Raw genomic sequence first — 15,680 nt, forward strand, 5'->3', positions numbered from 1 at the left:
TTAAACAATCACTAAATTATCTCGGTGTACCGCCGTTTCGACGCCTGCATAGCCTAAAATCTCAGCAATTTTCTCTGACTTGCAGCCTTGGATTTGTCTCAGTTCTAAACTGCTATAATTCACAAGTCCTCTAGCAATTTGCTTGCCGGCTGCATCGCACAACTGCACGGAATCATCAGCTTGAAATTCTCCTTCTACTTGAGCAATACCCGCAGCTAAAAGCGATTTTCCGCCGTGGGAAATTGCTTTGACAGCACCCGCATCTAAATATAGTTTTCCGGCCGGAATTAGCACGTTAGCTATCCAGTGTTTGCGAGCGTTTACAGGGCGCGGTTGAGGCTCGAATTGAGTACCGATCGACTCTCCGTTAAGTATTTTCTCGATATTACCAGGAAAGCAGCCGTCAGTGATGACAGTCCGTACTCCCGATGCAGTTGCTATTCTGGCTGCTTCAATTTTTGTCACCATACCGCCGGTTCCCCAACCGCTGCGGGAATCTCCTGTTTGCACCTGAAATTCTGTGAGCTGTGCCATACTTTGGACTAGGGCGATCGGCTGCGCGTCGGGATTGCTGCGCGGATCGGCGGAATACAGCCGATCGACATCTGTGAGTACAAACAACCAATCTGCTTCTACCAAACTCGCTACTAGCGCCGAAAGCGTGTCGTTATCGCCAAATTTAAGCTCGTCTACCGCTACTGTATCGTTTTCATTGACGATCGGAATCACGCCCAATCTGAGCAGTTGTTGAAAAGTATTGCAAGCGTTAACATAACCATTACGCTGCACTAAATCACCCCTGGTGAGCAATACTTGAGCGATCGGCTGTTGTAGAGTAGTAAACAAGTCATCGTACACCCGCATCAGCCGCCCTTGGCCCACAGCCGCCACAGCCTGTTTCATAGCAATATTTCGCGGGCGTTCCGTCAAACCCAAGCGGGCGCAGCCAACCCCAACCGCACCCGAAGAAACCAAAACTACTCGATGGCCTTGCTGCCGCAAATCAGCTAAAATTTCGACCAATGCAGCAATAGTTGAAAGAGCTAAGTTTCCTGTAGTCGATCGAGTCAGAGTCGAAGTTCCAATTTTAACAACAATAGTTTTAGTCATTAGTCAGTAGTCAATAGTCAGTAGTCAGCAGTCAGTAGTTATTAGTTATTAGTGATAATATCATTTCCAGTAGACATCTCCAATAATTATTATTGTGGAACAGGCATCCTGCCTGTTCAAAGCTGGCTTTTCGGGAAATGTCTAGTTGATTATAACAAATACTGTAGGGGCGGGTTCACCAACTTCTATGATTCACGTCCTGGATATTTATAAACCCCCCCTCCGCATTAATGACTAATGACTAATCTTTAATTTTCAGAGAAGCCCCCAAAGCTTGAGAAACCCAAACTTCAAAAGAGCGCACCGGATACTTGCGAAGCGCATACCCAGCATCAACCATTGGTTCCACTAAAATAGTGAACATACCCAAACGATTGCCTGCTAAAACATCAGTAAAAAGTCGATCGCCCACCATCGCCACCTGTTCCACCGGCAAATTCATCGCCGTCACTGCTGTTCGCAACTTGCGGCGGGACGGTTTAGCCGCACCAGTGATGTATGGTAAATTCAAAGACTCAGCAATTCGACCGATCCGATTTTGACTTAAATTATTGCTCGCCAACCATAGGGATACCACCGGTTTAATTTCTTGTACCCACAAGCTGAGTTCAGGAGAAGCATTCATTGCCGTAATGGGAACCAGAGTTTCGTCCACATCCAATACTAATCCTTTTATCTGATATTTCTGCAGAATATCAGCCGTTAACTTCATGACTGAATCGCCTAGAACTAAGTCAGGCTGTAGTAATTTACCCCAAGTCATAATGATTTTAGATTTTAGATTTTAGATTTTAGATTGAGAAATAAGAAATTGGGAGTTAAAGATTGAAAAAGTAAAAAATCAAAAGTGAATAATTATTGCTTTTCCTGGGTTACTTTTGACTTTTTACTTTTTTATTAGTCATTGCCCATCTATTGACCCGATCGCACTTTTTGGTCAACTTGAGCCACAGCAGCATTGTGTTCGGCCAGAGTGCGACTGAAAATGTGAGTGCCGTCATACCGCGCCATAAAATACAGGTATTCTGTATTTTCTGGAGTCAGAGTCGCCTCCAAACTTGCTATTCCCGGAGATGCGATCGGAGTTGGGGGTAGTCCTGGATTTATATAAGTATTGTAAGGAGAAGGCGTTTCTACTTGCTTAAAAGTCAGAGGCTTTTCCTTAGTTTGCCTGATACCGAGAGCGTATTCAACTGTCGGGTCAGATCCCAACGCCATACCCTTTTTCAGACGGTTGTTGAACACTCCAGAAATGCGGTTCCGCTCGGAAGCAACCACAGCTTCTTTTTCTACAATACTGGCCAAAGTCACCCATTCTTTGAGAGATAGCGTTGTATTATTCTGATTTTTTTGATATACCGGCAAAGCTGTCTGCTCGAAACGGGTGAGCATTTGTGCGATCGCAGCTTGAGGAGTAATTCTATCGCCGTCTAGCTGATAAGTATCCGGGTACAAAAAACCTTCCAAATGAGGCAATCCGCTCGGCAGCCAAGGGTATTGAGCGTAAGGAATTTGACTCGCGACCGCCATAAACTCTTTAGCCGGAAAAAAGCCTTGCGCTTCAAAATAAGTGCTCATTTGTTGCAGCGACCACCCTTCGGGAATCGTGAAACTCTGCTGTGCGACTTCGCCCTTCCAAATTTTGTCAGCAACTGCACTCAGAGGCTGAGTCGGCGACAGTTGGTAAGTTCCTGCTTGAAAACCTCCCTCGCGGTTTTGCAGAGTCATCCAGCGGGCCCACATATTCCATGCCGAGCTCGATCGAATCAACCCCGCAGCCTCTAAATCCCGGCCGATTTTTTGACTGGGAGTACCCTCCGGGATTTGGATAGAAACAGCATCCTCCTCTGCCGTGGAAGTTGACGTTTCAGCTATTTTAGGAGGCGCCGAAGCCCAGCTCCACCAAGCCCAGCCTTGCCAAGCGCAAACTCCCCAGATTACCGGCAGCAAAGCCAGATAAAACAACCATTTAGAGACTTGCGGAGTACCTTTTCGGCTCTCGCGCGCGCTGCCTTTTGTCATTTGTTCTTTATTCATAGTCCGTTGTCCTGGATAAGCGGCGGTTAACTAGCGACTAATGACTGATGACCTGCGATTGATGACCGAAAAGTTACGAATACAAGCCCTTTAAAAGACCCAATCCACGCGGCCCAATTCAAAAGCCCGATCGCGAAGGCAGAAGCTGCCACCTCGAAAAAGTTCGATCGGGCGAGCAGTTTACTGTTTTATAAAATAGTAAAAAATTCTGCTTTTTGCCATCAGGTTTTTTGCCTGCAATTCATATCTAATCAAGCTCGTCAAAAAACTGGTCTTCCAGCATAGGTAACATCGGTTCCAGCCTTTGGAACTCCTCTTCCGAGAGCAATTCTGGCTTGCCGTCATCATCCATTCTAGCCAAGATAAAGAACGGGTCTAGAGGCGTATAAATCGCATATTCCTGTTCTTCGTGGTAGAAACTGGTCAGCCACATCAGCTCCTCGAACTCCGACTCCTCATCAGGATCGACATCGGATGCCATATCCTCTTCGGGAAATTCCGGCAATTCGCCAACTACAGTCAGCGTCACCGCTGTGCGTCGGAGCGTCAAGTTCTGCTCTTGCAGGACAACTTTAGCAGTCTCAAAAATTTTGTCAATTTCGGTCTCGTCTTCTACAGGAATTGCTGCTTCGTCCGTCTCGTCTCCCTGCCAGGTAAAAATTTCTACGGGTGAGTCAATTGGAAGCAGCAAAGCGTATTCTTGACCTTCTAGGTTCATAGAATATTCTATGTTGCAAGTTAGCGATCGCCCAACTTCATCCGTCAAGGTGACGGACTCTTCGTTGGAATTGCCATTCTCTTTTTTGCGGTATGGGGATGAGGACATCGCGTGTATCTTAGTTTTCCGTCAATAATTCAGTAACGTTGGCTTGACAATTGGGAATTTTCGTGGCGATATTCTGGCTAAATGGGCGATCGCCAGTCCACAAGCTTAAACCGCGAGACTCGCTGCCTTTTCGACAGGCTCCGAGTGCAGCGTTTAAATCTCAGTCGAGTCAGCAAGCGACACTGAGGACAAATCACGATTTTGTGCTTCTTCAGTACCGAGGGTACAGCAGAATTTTCTCCAGTTTGTCAAGGGTTACAGGTGTGCGTAGCAAACTTGCACAACCAGGATATCACGCCTTTGTTACCAGCTATCAAGGATTGGGAAGGGCGGAGATATTTTGCCTCCGTTCGTCTAGCCACTGCTGCAAAATCAGGGCTGCTGCTTTGCGATCGATCGCACCCTTATTTTGCGACACCGAAATCCCTTGTGTTTTCATCAATTCCTCTGCCTCAACCGAAGTCAGGCGCTCGTCCACGTACTCTAGGGGGAGCTCTAAGGCTGTGGCGATGCGATTGGCATATTTCTGCACCTGTCGGGCTTGAGCACCCAATTCTCCGCTCAGGGAGTAGGGCAAGCCTGCCACTAAAATTTGCACTCTCCGCTCTCGCACGAGTTCTCGGAGATAAGCTACGTCTCGATCGAAGGACGATCGTACCAGTGTTGTAATTCCCGTAGCTATTAAACCGGTGCCGTCACATCCGGCGATGCCGACTCGTTTGAGGCCGATATCTAATCCCAGTGCACAAATCCATAATTTATCGTTGGACATTCAATTTTAGATTTTAGATTTTAGATTTTAGATTTTAGATTTACTATTTTTTTGCGGAAATAATCTTATTTAACGAACCGCGAAGACGCGAAGGACGCGAAGGAAGAAGTGAAGAAAGTAAGAATAAGATAGGTAATCTTAGGTTGATATTAATAATTAAAAGATTAAAAGCAGAAGGGAGGTTTTGGAATTATGACAGAAAAAAGGAATTTCTTTGATGATTAATTCTCTTTTTTTCTGCCTTCTACCTTTTACCTTCTGCTTTTAACTATTAAGTATTAACTTTTGTCTTGGGAGCCTTCGTCTAGAGGCAATTCGGGCAATTTTAGAGGCAAAATGCTGCTGCTATCTGTTGCCGAGGATTCGGAATTTTGGAAGTTCAAGGGGTTAACTTGATTCGTTTGGCTGTTTCCTGAGTCAGTCAAGAGGGGTTTTATCTCGGAGGATGCGGGCCCTGCTGCTGCTTCCCCAGCCATCGGGCCGAGCCAGGACATCCGGCCCGGTACGGGTTTGCGAGTTGGCTGGAAGCTTTGCAGCATTTCTGATAGCTGGAGTCCTTCGAGAGAGACCAACTTGGACTCGCGCAATTTGTGCCACACCGATCGAGACATCAGCAAACTGTGTTCCACGCGCACAGCTCCAAATTGCTCTAAATAAGCTTCCCGTTCCGGCTGATAGTCAGCGGAAGCCAGTTGCAGGCTTTGAATCGGGAAATCTTGAACAAGGCGCGCCATCTGAGACAGCAGTTCCGGGTAAAGCCAAGTGTAGGCCGGGTGTACAGTCAACTGGGCGACGTGCGGTTGCTGGCCGTTGCGGGATAGCTGCACCTGAAAATAGCCGATCGCGGCTTTGCGCTGCGGTTCAAACACGTAACCGCTGACTACCTCGGTTTTGGCCAGCCACTGTCTGACACCTTCGACTAAAGCGCCGAAAAAACTGGTTTTGAAATCTTGAATGTGCCGATCGAATACTTGGCGCACCAGGGGCGGCATAGACGCGGTATCCAGTTGGTATAGCAACTGAGCGTCGGCGTTGCTCACCGGCAGCAGGTTGGGCAAATCTGGCGTCGAGGAAGCCATTTCTTGCAGGCGTTCTGGGGCGATCGTCCAGTAAGTCATCTGGGCCAAAGGCTGAAACCCGTTTTGCCGATACAAAGCCAAGGAAGTTTTGTCGCCGACATTCACTTCCAACAGCCACGTCCGCGCCTCCCAGACTGCCTCAAAGCAGTACCGCAGCAGCATGGAACCAATTCCTTTGCTGCGGGCTTCCGGGTCTACTCCTATGCGATCGATCCGCCAAGTGCTGCGGGTGCGGTTGAAAGGAGAAATCTGAATTATGCCCTTAACTTTCCCCTCTTCTTCGGCAACGTGGGCCCGGAACAGGGACTGACAGGGGTTGGGAAACAAGCTAAAAATCTTTAGTAGTCCGTACCAGCGACGTATCTGCTGCAACTTTCTACCTAGTACCACGTCGCAGCTTGCGCCCTTGCGGTTTTCTGGCTCTTCGGCTGTTTCCGCGCACAGTTGTTCCATCACCTCGATGTCGCGATACTGAAACGGGCGAATCACAACCTGGTTTTGGTTTTGGGAGGGAAATGAAGTCATAGCATAAAAGTGGAGAATGGAAATTTAAAAATAAAAATTCAGAAAGGGGAAGAGTTAGAGAAGTTTTGAGTTTTGAATGGGTAAATTTTGAGTTCAAAACTTATAACTTTTGATTCTTCTCCCTTTCTTGCTCGATCGAAAATTAAAAATTGCAAATCATCTTTTTGAATTTTTAATTTTCTGTTTTCAACTCAAGATTTTTGTGGCAGAGGTCGAATTACAACGACTGGTGTGCGCTCGTCAGCATTCCCGGCGGGGTTGCTTCGCAAGGCTTGCTCTAAGAATGTTACCGATAAATCGGAGGTCGCTGCTAATATCTTAACTGCTTTCAAGTCATTAGCGTCTACGATCGCCGCCGCAAGTCCGGTTTCTCGTTGAATTTCTTCTACAACTTGCTGGGGATTGTCCGGGCCTAGGACAATAAATTGGTCGAAGGGAGGCAAAGTCCCGGTAACGTCGTCAATCAGTCTGGCTTGTTCCCCTGCAAGTTGGTAAAAGACTCCCGGTTTACCGAATATTTTAGCCACAGCGCCGATCGCAAATGCTGCGACTACGCGCCAAGGGCCTACTACATCAACCAACGTCTGCATCCCGCAAGCCGTGGCCAAACTCGACATCGGCAAGAAAAACAAGCACACTCGCTTTGCCGCCCATCCGGGTTTGACTTCGCTGGGATGGCGATAGCGTCCCTGCATCAAAGCCAAGGGAGTCTCTGCGAGGGCGACAATATCGCCTTTCTGGGCGCGTGGCAGCACGTACCGCTTGACAATTTCGACGGGATTGTCCAATTCCGTCAGGATGTGGGTGCGAATCGGCAAAACTTCGGCAACTCCTACATTTCGGGCATTAGGTACTGTCTCCGAGTTGGGAAATTGCAGGGGAACTACTACGTTACGGACTTTGGGGATGCGGCCGCCCGGGCCGTAGGTGACGTAATGTACTTGCACCCAAGCTGACTGCAATTTGGTTAAATCTTGCCCTTGAATGTCTACAGAAACTTTAATTTTCGTGTTTTTTTGGGCTTTAACAATATAGCCGAACCAGTAATCGTCTGCTCTGGCTGCTGCGTCTTTGTGGCAAGGAATCACCTTTGTCTCGGAGGTAACGCCATCCAAACTTCCGTCTGACAGCAGTTTCACTTGTGCCCGCACTTCCGGCAACATAATCTCAAACCGCTGTGTCAGGTTGCGGAACTCCATTTCCCCGACTAAAAGATAGCGGTTGGGTTCGGAGATGGCTAAGTGCCATTCTCCGGCTGTTAGTTCTAGTTTATTTGCACTCCCAGTCCGGCGATAGTTCAACTCTAGGCCCAATCCGCCCAATGCTAGCAGCGAACCGGCTGCTGCGATTCCTGTTGCTAAAGTCTCAATCACTCAAATCACCGCCAATAATATTTTGTGTTTACTGTAGTCGATATCGGGTACTTTGAGCGCTGATCCGGTAGTAATTGGATTGTGTTGAGTTTGTTGGGGGCGATCGAGCTTAGCCCAATTACAGGTAAGTGCGATCGCGCGTCTGCGGTGGCGGGGTTGGAGAGTGGGATTGGCGATCGGTTTTTAACAAAATCAACTAAATGTTAGAAGTTTGACAAAGTTCTTCAACCGATTTCATTGGTAGATAAAGCTTCATCGGGTTTTGTTTAAACTTTTGAAAACCATATTTTTGATAGAAATTGGCTGCTGGCTCATCCAGAGCTTCTGCAATGACAGCGAGAGATGCAACTTGTGCAGTTGCCAAGAGTGCTTTTCTCAAAGCATCTATCAGAATCAACTCGCCGAGATGTTGACCTTGATAAGTACGATCGACTGCCAAACGACCTAGCAATGTAGCAGGTAGAAGGGGATAGCGGGGCAGCTTTTTTGCAAAAGATTCATTCAAATCTGCGAGTTCAATGGTGTATGCAGAAAGCGTATAATAGGCAATCACATCAGTGTTTGGAGACTCCACTAAAACGAATACGATTGCGACTTTCTTTTTGAGATCCTGAGAAGCTTGTTTACGGATGTAGTTGTCCAAACTATCTTGTCCACAACAAAAAAGCTCTCTGTGATGTCTGCTGCTATCTAAGAGTTCAATTGTGAGTACCATCGCCCATCACTTGTTTGTAGCGCAAGGCTGCTGCTTTGAGAGCTTGATTCGGCTGGGTTGGATTCAGGAGGGCATTTACGAAAGCCTCGCTGTCGTCAAGGTCAAGTTTCAGTCTTTGGTGCTGTTCAATAACTTTGGAAGCGACTGCTTGAACGCTGGCGATGACGAAATCTGTTAATGTACGTCCTTCTAAGTCAGCGGCTTTTTGCCAAAGGGCTTTAATCTCTGGACTGATACGAGCCTCCAATCGGGCTGACGGTTCCGATTTAGTAGTTTTAGTCATACAAAATACGGTTTATCTCATTTATCCATTATATACGGCAAAGTGCCGTATGTCACGCTAAAAGTTAGGGGGCGATCGAGCTTAGCCCAATTACAGGTAAGTGCGATCGCCTCTGGCGGCTAAAGCGGTCAAGTTGCTGTTCAAAGAGCTCTCCTCGTGAGTTAGATCGCTCCAAAATCTGGCCTTGCTTAATCAGGGGATCAAAAAAATCAGTTGAAAATCCCGAATCTTTGTGGATACTGGTTTCTCTGACTTGCATATTTAACCTTTCCTAGCGTAAATCAGCAACGTCCACAAAACAAATCACTTAATTCAATAATTTAATAGTTTATTTGGTTTTACAACTCTATACAATATCGCTTTTAAGCGTTAAATTGTAAACTGAAAATTCACATTATTTTAGAATATTTATTAATTTCGATCGGTTAAGAAGTCGGGATAAAGCAGTTATTTTAAGATTGCTAAGCTAAGACTGTTCCCGATGTGCGATCGCGCGCCTTCACCTTATTCAAGATCGAATGAACAGCGAGCCGCTAGCCCCGTAGTGGTAAGTATTTTTAAGAATCTACTTCTTAAGTAACAGTCAAAATCTAGTTCTTAGGCAGTAGATTTTCTGAGAAGTATATAGTTAGCCTAGTAAATGTAACAGTAATACCCAAGGATATCTATGACTGATAATAAGCAGCCTTTTAACCAACCTGAAGCCAATCCTGACTTCCAGGAAAAGAATGTTGACAATAGCGAAAACGCGCAGCTTCAGGCTCAGACTAACGAAAATTCAGAATCAAAGGAAGATCAATCATCAGGCTCAGGCATTGGTGCTAGGATAGCTGGAGCAGCAGTCGGTGGTATACTCGGTGCTCGCTCTGGAGGCATTATTGGTGCTGTAGCAGGCTCAGTTGCTGGCGCTATGATTGGTAAAGGTACTGCTGATACTGTTAACCGTGCTGTAGATAATTTAGGGGATGCAGCACACGCTGTAGCAGACGGTATTACACACACTGTAGAAGACCTAGGGACAGTCGTAAAGGAAACGGCTGAGGAAGTTAAACCATCTATCAAAGCTACAGCAGAAGCAGTCAAGGAGACTGTTGAGGAAACCAAGCCTTCGATTAAAAGTATAGCCGAATCTGTCGATCGGACAGTTAAGGAAGCCAAGCCTTCTGTAGTAGATGCAGTCAAGAGCGCATCCGAGGAAGTCAAACCTACGATTAGAGAAGTAAAAGATTCAGTCAAGCAGACAGTCGAAGGTATCAAGCCTTCTATACAAAGTGCAGCGGATTCTATTAAGAGCACTGCTGATGAAGTTAAGCCTTCTGCCAAAGCTGTAGCTCAGGAAATTGAGGGGGCAACTAAGGATCTGAGATCGACTGTAAAAGATACAGCGAAAGCAGTTGAGCCATCTATAAAAAGCGCAGCCGAATCGCTTAAGTCATCTGGTAAGAGTGCAGCGGAATCAATGAAGTCATCTGCTCAAAGCGCCGCTGAATCTGCCAAAGTTGCAGCGCAGGATGTTAAGTCATCTGCCCAAAATGCAGCCGAATCTGCTAAACGTGCAGCGCAGGATGTTAAGCAGGATGTTAAGTCATCTGCCCAAAATGCAACCGAATCTGCTAAAGATGCAGCGCATGATTTTAAATCATCTGCCCAAAATGCAGCCGAATCTGCTAAACCTCCAGTGCCTGATTTTAGGTCCTCTGCCCAAAATGCAACCCCATCTCCTCAAGGTGCAGGGCATGGTTTTAACTCATCGGCCCAAAATGCAGCCGAATCTGCTAAACGTGCAGCGCACGATTTTAAGTCATCTGCCCAATATCTAGCCGAATCCACCGAGGAAAATATGGATACGGATATTCACATCTCCGGCACTCCTAAACTCAAGGATCAAGTGGTCATTCATGACAAGAGAATCATTAAGGACTAGGTAAAGTAAGGACTTAACTCTAGCTTGTTAAAGCTAGGGCTAAGAGAGTTTAACAAAGAGTGGATCTGAGAAAAGAGTCCACTCTTTTCTGTGTATGAGAAATGCGATCGCCTACGGTTTAACAGAGAGTCTATTTATTGAGGAACTCTCCCCCTGAAGAAGGAGAGATTTCGTTTCTAGACTACTGGCAGAAGTGGTTAAAACGGCTAAAGTTTTTTGTAGAAAAAGCTGCTTGATAAATCGAGAAATAGTTAGGGTCAAGCTGAGGTGGCCAGTTCAACCCCTAACTATATTATTAATATCCAAATTGCAAAGTCACAGAAGCTTCTACCTGCTGTTCCCCCCCCACCACAGGCGTTGTAGCGTCAGCAGCAGCCATGCGAGCACCAGCCAATTGCCGATACATAGGAGGCGGCGCGATCGCACCGTTGACTTGAATGCCCAGAATCTCTCCCCGCTTCAGGTTGAGGGCGCTAAAGACTGCATCCGCTTGCGCTTGAGCATCTTGAGTGGCTTTTTTGAGTGCTTGTTTTCGAGCAGATTCGATCGCACTTTCGGTGGCGGCAAAACTCACGCCGTCGATGCGTGTGGCTCCGGCATTCACCGCATCGTCGAGCAAAGTGCCGGCAGATGCAGTATTAATCCGAAAACTGACGGTATTCGTCGCTGTATAACCTGTCAAGCGCTGTTGGTTGTTGTCGTAGTTATAAATGGGATTGAGGGTGATGCCGGCAGTTTCGAGTTTTTCGACTTGGCGCGATCGCAGCAACTCTACCACAGCGGACGATCGCCTCGCCGCTTCCTGCTGCACCTCGGCAGCCGTTTTCCCCTGCACCTCAACCCCCAGCCGCACTTGCGTTTGGGTTGTGGGAATCGCTTCCACACCCCGCCCAGTAACACTCAGCGTTCTGATCCGCTGTTCTTGAGCCACCGCCGGATCTAATCTCACAAAACTAACGAGAGTTAAGGTTAAACACAACGCTGTTACCAGACTGCGGAAATTAATGCGATCGCCACGTTGCAAATTTGAATTCATAAACTTGATTCTCCTCACATACAACAGATGCTATACTTTACCTTCCCACTGAAAGTGCTAAATATCCGGGTTGTTACATTTTTAGTAACTAAAAAAAGTATTAGTTATTAGTCATTATATGCAATGCTTAAAACAAGTTGCCCCCCGACTAAAAAAAGAGACTTACGCGGTTTATTTAACCAGTACAGACCAGAGAGTACCTTGGTACGCCATAATTTTAGCAGGGCTTACGGTGGCCTATGCTTTTAGCCCGATCGACTTAATTCCCGATTTCATACCAATTCTCGGCTACTTGGACGATTTGATAATTGTACCCTTGGGAATTTGGCTGGTACTGAAGATGATTCCGCCACAGGTTTTAGCAGAGTGTCGGGAAAAAGCAGCCGCAGAAATAGATCGAGGGAAACCGATAAATAGGGCTGCCGCTGTTGTTATTATTGCCATTTGGATTGGCTTGGGAATATTAGCAGCAATTTGGCTGACACGGATATTTAAACGTTAAAAACAATTACCTATCTAGTTATTGTGTAGCGTGCGCGCCCAGCACCTTACCTGAAACAACTCGCTGGCTCCAAAAATATTTAAAGTTTTAAAAATTACCATTCTAGTTATAATATAGGGTGCGCTAGGTACACATTAGGTTAAAAGAACTCGCGGTATCGCATACCAAGTATTATTTACCCCTTAAAAAATTAAACTAACTTTCTAGCTATGACTCAAACCACTGATTTCCTCAGCCACCTCAACCCATCTCAGCGCCAAGCAGTCGCCCATTATAACGGGCCGCTGTTAGTAGTAGCGGGCGCTGGTTCCGGCAAAACCAGAGCTCTAACTTACCGAGTTGCTAACTTAGTTCGCACCCATCGAGTCGATCCCGAAAATATTCTGGCGGTGACATTTACAAATAAAGCCGCCAGGGAGATGAAAGAAAGAATTGAGAAATTGCTGGCAACTCAGCAAGCTGAAGCGGAATATGGCAAACCTTTGGTAGACTTAGCACCGGATGTGCAAACGAAATTGCGATCGCAAATTTACCAAAGAATTACCAAACACATTTGGATGGGGACTTTTCACTCTTTGTGCGGCCGCATTCTCCGCTACGACATAGAGAAATATCAAGACGAAAAAGGTCGCCAGTGGAAAAAAAACTTTTCGATTTTTGACGAGTCAGATGCTCAAAGTCTCGTTAAACAAATCGTCACCAAAATCCTGAACCTTGACGACAAGAAATTTGACCCTCGAAAAGTCCGCTATATCATCAGCAACGCTAAAAATAAAGGTTTTTCGCCTCAAGAGTACCAAGCAGCAGAACCGGATTATCGAGGTCGGGTGATTGCGGATGTTTACAGTCGCTATCAAGACGCTTTAGCAGCCAACAATGCCCTTGATTTTGACGACTTAATCCTCGTTCCCGTTAAACTTTTGAGCCAAAACGAGCAAGTATTAAGTTACTGGCATAAAAAGTTTTGCCATATTTTAGTTGACGAATACCAAGATACCAACCGCACTCAATACGATTTGATTCGGATGTTGGTGACAAATAACGCCGACCCGAAAAACTTCGATAAATGGCAAAACCGCTCGATTTTTGTCGTGGGCGATGTCGATCAATCAATTTACAGCTTTCGGATGGCAGATTATACCATATTGCTGGAATTTCAAGAGGATTTTGGAGATGGTTTGTCTGACGAGAAAACTCAGACGATGGTAAAATTAGAGGAAAATTATCGATCGCGCGAAAACATCCTGCAAGTCGCGAACCACTTGATAGAACACAATACCGAACGGATCGAAAAAATTCTGCGCCCGACTCGCGAACCGGGAGCTCCGATTGTTGTCTGGCGCGCCGACAACGAATTAGATGAAGCGGAATTTGTAGCAGGTCAAATTCATTCCTTAAAGCGCCAAAACTCCGAATACGAAAACGGCAGTAACTTTGCGATTCTCTACCGCACAAATGCTCAATCTCGCTCCTTTGAAGAAGCGTTAATGCGTTTAGACATTCCTTACAATATTGTCGGTGGGCTGAAGTTTTACGATCGCAAAGAAATCAAAGATATCCTAGCATACCTGCGGGCGCTTGCCAATCCCGACGATAGCGTCAGCCTCAAACGCATCATCAATACTCCCCGTCGCGGCATTGGTGATACCACATTTTCCAAAATCGAAGACGCTGCAACTCAATTGGGCATTCCGTTGTGGGAAATCCTCAGCGATGAATCTTCTGTCAATACTCTAGCAGGGCGATCGGCAAAAGCTATTATTAAGTTTGCCGAAATGATTGGTCGTTGGCAATCGCAAGTTGAAACTCTGCCGGCTTCGCAAATTGTCCAAGGAATTATCCAAGATTCAGGCTACATTCAAGATTTGAAAAATCAAGGAACCGAGGAAGCAGAAAATCGCATAGAAAACGTCAGAGAATTGTACAATGCAGTGCTGCAATTTGAAGAACAAAACGAAGAACCGACGCTGACATCGTTTTTAGCAAAAGCATCTTTAGCATCCGATTTAGATGACTTGCAGGAAGAAGATTCCCGCGTGTCGCTGATGACGCTGCACTCCGCAAAAGGATTAGAATTTCCCGTGGTATTTTTAGTCGGGATGGAACAGGGTTTATTTCCGAATTTCCGCAGTTTGGACGACCCGAAAGCGATCGAAGAAGAACGCCGTTTGTGCTACGTCGGCATCACTCGCGCCCAGGAATTGCTATTTCTTACCCACACTCGCGAACGCCGCCTCTGGGGAGGCTACCGGGAACACTGCACCCCTTCGCTATTCTTAGGGGAATTGCCGACACATTTGCTGGCGGGAAGTGCGAAGAAAACTAAAGCGGGGAAAACGGCTGTTTCCAAGGGAAAAACTAATAATTCAGCAGCTAATTCTGGGAATTCTCAATCGGCAGAGTGGAAAACGGGCGATCGGGTTTTTCATCATGCTTTTGGAGTTGGAGAAATTACCCACGTTTTGGGAGAAGGCGATAAAACTAATCTGGCAATTAAGTTTTCGGGTTTGGGCCGAAAAATCATCGATCCGAGAACAGCTAAGTTGCAGCGAGTTTAATAGAAAAGTGTTGAAAACTCCCGATCGGAGTCGGCGGTTAAAACCGTTACTACACAACCTTGCGTCCGAACAGAGGGGACTCAAAAGAAATGATTCAAGGCTATCCCGCAGGGAATCGCCCCTCGATCGATCTTATCTCACATCTTGCACCATTTTCAAGAACAGGCTTTTCGGCCTGTTCCACAAGAAAATTCACTCTTTGTGGAACAGGCCGAAAAGCCTGTTCATAAAAGACTTATTAACAATAATGCAACATCGCAAGATGCCTGTTCCACAAGAAAATTCACTCTTTGTGGAACAGGCCGAAAAGCCTGTTCATAAAAGACTTATTAACAATGATGCAACATCTCATATCTTATTCGACTACCTGAGATTCCACACGCCTGTATTTACCCGCCAAACGTTCTCGACGCTGGCGGCGGTTATCAGCTTCAAATATGGCAATCGCTTCATCTAACTTCAAATTGAAAGCGTCCAACTGTCGGCAGACTTCACGCATCTTTTCAACGTGTCGCTTTCTGGTTTCAGCGTCGGGGATTCTAGGTTGTTGATTCATCGTAAGTTCCAATCCATTTTGATTTCTTGAATGCTTGCTGCTGAGGCATCGACAATTGCCTCTCCGTCTTCTATCGTTCCATACAGAAAGTTTAACGTATCCGCAGTCGCAGCGGGTTGAGATTCTGCCACCTGCTGCAAAAGCCTGTACAAACGATTGTAAGAGGTTCTCAACCTTTCCTTAATATTATCCAGGGATTCTAGTTCGGGGAGTGTCGCTTCTGTCTCGCCAAACTGCTGCATGAATATATATTCTGTGGCGGTTGTTTCGTTGAGGATTTCCACTAGCCGCCGCTGCAATGTGAAAATTGTGTTCAGGATGTCATCAGGTAGCTTTGCCATTGTCCTTAATTTTTAGGGATAACAACTTAAAACAATATATCAG

At 46.2% G+C, this 15,680-nt stretch carries 17 protein-coding genes; 4 read left to right on the top strand and 13 right to left on the bottom strand.

The window, feature by feature from the left end:
• The 7 genes from proB to QUB51_RS00545 all read right to left on the bottom strand — a co-directional run bounded on the left by proB (position 1) and on the right by QUB51_RS00545 (position 7,722).
• Positions 1 to 1,110 carry a glutamate 5-kinase gene (gene proB / locus QUB51_RS00515; protein WP_333051567.1) on the bottom strand — a complete coding sequence of 370 codons (1,110 nt, stop codon included), beginning with the start codon at positions 1,108 to 1,110 and terminating at the stop codon, positions 1 to 3.
• Between the two features lie 241 nt (positions 1,111 to 1,351).
• The gene (locus QUB51_RS00520; RefSeq protein WP_333051566.1) at positions 1,352 to 1,873 is read right to left on the bottom strand and encodes a YqeG family HAD IIIA-type phosphatase; all 522 of its coding nucleotides are present in this window, start codon (positions 1,871 to 1,873) and stop codon (positions 1,352 to 1,354) included.
• A gap of 149 nt (positions 1,874 to 2,022) precedes the next feature.
• The gene (mltG, locus tag QUB51_RS00525) at positions 2,023 to 3,147 is read right to left on the bottom strand and encodes an endolytic transglycosylase MltG (protein ID WP_333051563.1); all 1,125 of its coding nucleotides are present in this window, start codon (positions 3,145 to 3,147) and stop codon (positions 2,023 to 2,025) included.
• 247 nt (positions 3,148 to 3,394) lie between these two features.
• Positions 3,395 to 3,973 carry a DUF3727 domain-containing protein gene (locus tag QUB51_RS00530; RefSeq protein ID WP_333051560.1) on the bottom strand — a complete coding sequence of 193 codons (579 nt, stop codon included), beginning with the start codon at positions 3,971 to 3,973 and terminating at the stop codon, positions 3,395 to 3,397.
• A gap of 313 nt (positions 3,974 to 4,286) precedes the next feature.
• Positions 4,287 to 4,745 (bottom strand): Holliday junction resolvase RuvX, encoded by a 459-nt coding sequence (gene ruvX, locus QUB51_RS00535; protein ID WP_333261170.1) that lies wholly within the window; start codon positions 4,743 to 4,745, stop codon positions 4,287 to 4,289.
• A 278-nt stretch (positions 4,746 to 5,023) separates the two neighbouring features.
• Positions 5,024 to 6,349, bottom strand: coding sequence for a GNAT family N-acetyltransferase (locus QUB51_RS00540; RefSeq protein WP_333051554.1), 1,326 nt, complete (start codon positions 6,347 to 6,349; stop codon positions 5,024 to 5,026).
• Between the two features lie 191 nt (positions 6,350 to 6,540).
• Entirely contained in the window at positions 6,541 to 7,722 is a 1,182-nt protein-coding gene (locus QUB51_RS00545) for a F420-0:Gamma-glutamyl ligase (RefSeq protein WP_333051551.1), read from the bottom strand.
• A gap of 81 nt (positions 7,723 to 7,803) precedes the next feature.
• Between QUB51_RS00545 and QUB51_RS00550 the strand changes: the two genes are divergently transcribed.
• Positions 7,804 to 7,929, top strand: a complete 126-nt coding sequence (locus QUB51_RS00550) for a hypothetical protein (RefSeq protein WP_333231292.1) — start codon at positions 7,804 to 7,806, stop codon at positions 7,927 to 7,929.
• Here the strand turns inward: QUB51_RS00550 and QUB51_RS00555 are convergent.
• The 3 genes from QUB51_RS00555 to QUB51_RS00565 all read right to left on the bottom strand — a co-directional run bounded on the left by QUB51_RS00555 (position 7,919) and on the right by QUB51_RS00565 (position 8,979).
• On the bottom strand, positions 7,919 to 8,437 hold the full coding sequence (locus QUB51_RS00555; protein ID WP_333051548.1) for a GNAT family N-acetyltransferase: 519 nt from the start codon (positions 8,435 to 8,437) through the stop codon (positions 7,919 to 7,921). The genes QUB51_RS00550 and QUB51_RS00555 overlap by 11 nt on opposite strands.
• The gene (locus QUB51_RS00560) at positions 8,421 to 8,720 is read right to left on the bottom strand and encodes a DUF1778 domain-containing protein (RefSeq protein ID WP_333051545.1); all 300 of its coding nucleotides are present in this window, start codon (positions 8,718 to 8,720) and stop codon (positions 8,421 to 8,423) included. Before QUB51_RS00560 ends, QUB51_RS00555 begins: the two co-directional genes overlap by 17 nt.
• 64 nt (positions 8,721 to 8,784) lie before the next feature.
• Positions 8,785 to 8,979, bottom strand: coding sequence for a hypothetical protein (locus tag QUB51_RS00565; protein ID WP_333209281.1), 195 nt, complete (start codon positions 8,977 to 8,979; stop codon positions 8,785 to 8,787).
• A 408-nt stretch (positions 8,980 to 9,387) separates the two neighbouring features.
• On the opposite strand from QUB51_RS00565, the gene QUB51_RS00570 reads away from it, so the two are divergent.
• Entirely contained in the window at positions 9,388 to 10,644 is a 1,257-nt protein-coding gene (locus tag QUB51_RS00570) for a hypothetical protein (RefSeq protein ID WP_333261166.1), read from the top strand.
• 295 nt (positions 10,645 to 10,939) lie between these two features.
• On the opposite strand, the gene QUB51_RS00575 is transcribed toward QUB51_RS00570, so the two are convergent.
• A complete protein-coding gene (locus tag QUB51_RS00575; RefSeq protein ID WP_333051540.1) occupies positions 10,940 to 11,680 on the bottom strand; it encodes an SIMPL domain-containing protein in 741 nt (246 codons plus the stop codon).
• A 118-nt stretch (positions 11,681 to 11,798) separates the two neighbouring features.
• Between QUB51_RS00575 and QUB51_RS00580 the strand changes: the two genes are divergently transcribed.
• Positions 11,799 to 12,182: a YkvA family protein gene (locus QUB51_RS00580; RefSeq protein WP_333051537.1), complete on the top strand. Its 384-nt coding sequence runs from the start codon at positions 11,799 to 11,801 to the stop codon at positions 12,180 to 12,182.
• A gap of 209 nt (positions 12,183 to 12,391) precedes the next feature.
• Positions 12,392 to 14,740 carry a DNA helicase PcrA gene (pcrA, locus tag QUB51_RS00585; protein WP_333261162.1) on the top strand — a complete coding sequence of 783 codons (2,349 nt, stop codon included), beginning with the start codon at positions 12,392 to 12,394 and terminating at the stop codon, positions 14,738 to 14,740.
• Between the two features lie 355 nt (positions 14,741 to 15,095).
• Here the strand turns inward: pcrA and QUB51_RS00590 are convergent, their stop codons facing one another.
• Positions 15,096 to 15,296 carry a hypothetical protein gene (locus QUB51_RS00590; RefSeq protein WP_333051533.1) on the bottom strand — a complete coding sequence of 67 codons (201 nt, stop codon included), beginning with the start codon at positions 15,294 to 15,296 and terminating at the stop codon, positions 15,096 to 15,098.
• Positions 15,293 to 15,637 (bottom strand): hypothetical protein, encoded by a 345-nt coding sequence (locus QUB51_RS00595; protein ID WP_106146328.1) that lies wholly within the window; start codon positions 15,635 to 15,637, stop codon positions 15,293 to 15,295. The genes QUB51_RS00590 and QUB51_RS00595 overlap by 4 nt, the downstream gene beginning before the upstream one ends.
• Positions 15,638 to 15,680 lie beyond the last annotated feature (43 nt).

Origin of the sequence: Microcoleus sp. AT8-A3 (assembly GCF_036705675.1) — a bacterium.
Lineage (GTDB): Bacteria > Cyanobacteriota > Cyanobacteriia > Cyanobacteriales > Microcoleaceae > Microcoleus.

Excerpts from the sequence above, each read along its gene's own strand:
- proB (WP_333051567.1), bottom strand. The coding sequence starts at position 1,110 with ATGACTAAAACTATTGTTGTTAAAATTGGAACTTCGACTCTGACTCGA.
- QUB51_RS00520 (WP_333051566.1), bottom strand. The coding sequence starts at position 1,873 with ATGACTTGGGGTAAATTACTACAGCCTGACTTAGTTCTAGGCGATTCA.
- mltG (WP_333051563.1), bottom strand. The coding sequence starts at position 3,147 with ATGAATAAAGAACAAATGACAAAAGGCAGCGCGCGCGAGAGCCGAAAA.
- QUB51_RS00530 (WP_333051560.1), bottom strand. The coding sequence starts at position 3,973 with ATGTCCTCATCCCCATACCGCAAAAAAGAGAATGGCAATTCCAACGAA.
- ruvX (WP_333261170.1), bottom strand. The coding sequence starts at position 4,745 with ATGTCCAACGATAAATTATGGATTTGTGCACTGGGATTAGATATCGGC.
- QUB51_RS00540 (WP_333051554.1), bottom strand. The coding sequence starts at position 6,349 with ATGACTTCATTTCCCTCCCAAAACCAAAACCAGGTTGTGATTCGCCCG.
- QUB51_RS00555 (WP_333051548.1), bottom strand. The coding sequence starts at position 8,437 with ATGGTACTCACAATTGAACTCTTAGATAGCAGCAGACATCACAGAGAG.
- QUB51_RS00560 (WP_333051545.1), bottom strand. The coding sequence starts at position 8,720 with ATGACTAAAACTACTAAATCGGAACCGTCAGCCCGATTGGAGGCTCGT.
- QUB51_RS00565 (WP_333209281.1), bottom strand. The coding sequence starts at position 8,979 with ATGCAAGTCAGAGAAACCAGTATCCACAAAGATTCGGGATTTTCAACT.
- QUB51_RS00570 (WP_333261166.1), top strand. The coding sequence starts at position 9,388 with ATGACTGATAATAAGCAGCCTTTTAACCAACCTGAAGCCAATCCTGAC.
- QUB51_RS00575 (WP_333051540.1), bottom strand. The coding sequence starts at position 11,680 with ATGAATTCAAATTTGCAACGTGGCGATCGCATTAATTTCCGCAGTCTG.
- QUB51_RS00580 (WP_333051537.1), top strand. The coding sequence starts at position 11,799 with ATGCAATGCTTAAAACAAGTTGCCCCCCGACTAAAAAAAGAGACTTAC.
- pcrA (WP_333261162.1), top strand. The coding sequence starts at position 12,392 with ATGACTCAAACCACTGATTTCCTCAGCCACCTCAACCCATCTCAGCGC.
- QUB51_RS00590 (WP_333051533.1), bottom strand. The coding sequence starts at position 15,296 with ATGAATCAACAACCTAGAATCCCCGACGCTGAAACCAGAAAGCGACAC.
- QUB51_RS00595 (WP_106146328.1), bottom strand. The coding sequence starts at position 15,637 with ATGGCAAAGCTACCTGATGACATCCTGAACACAATTTTCACATTGCAG.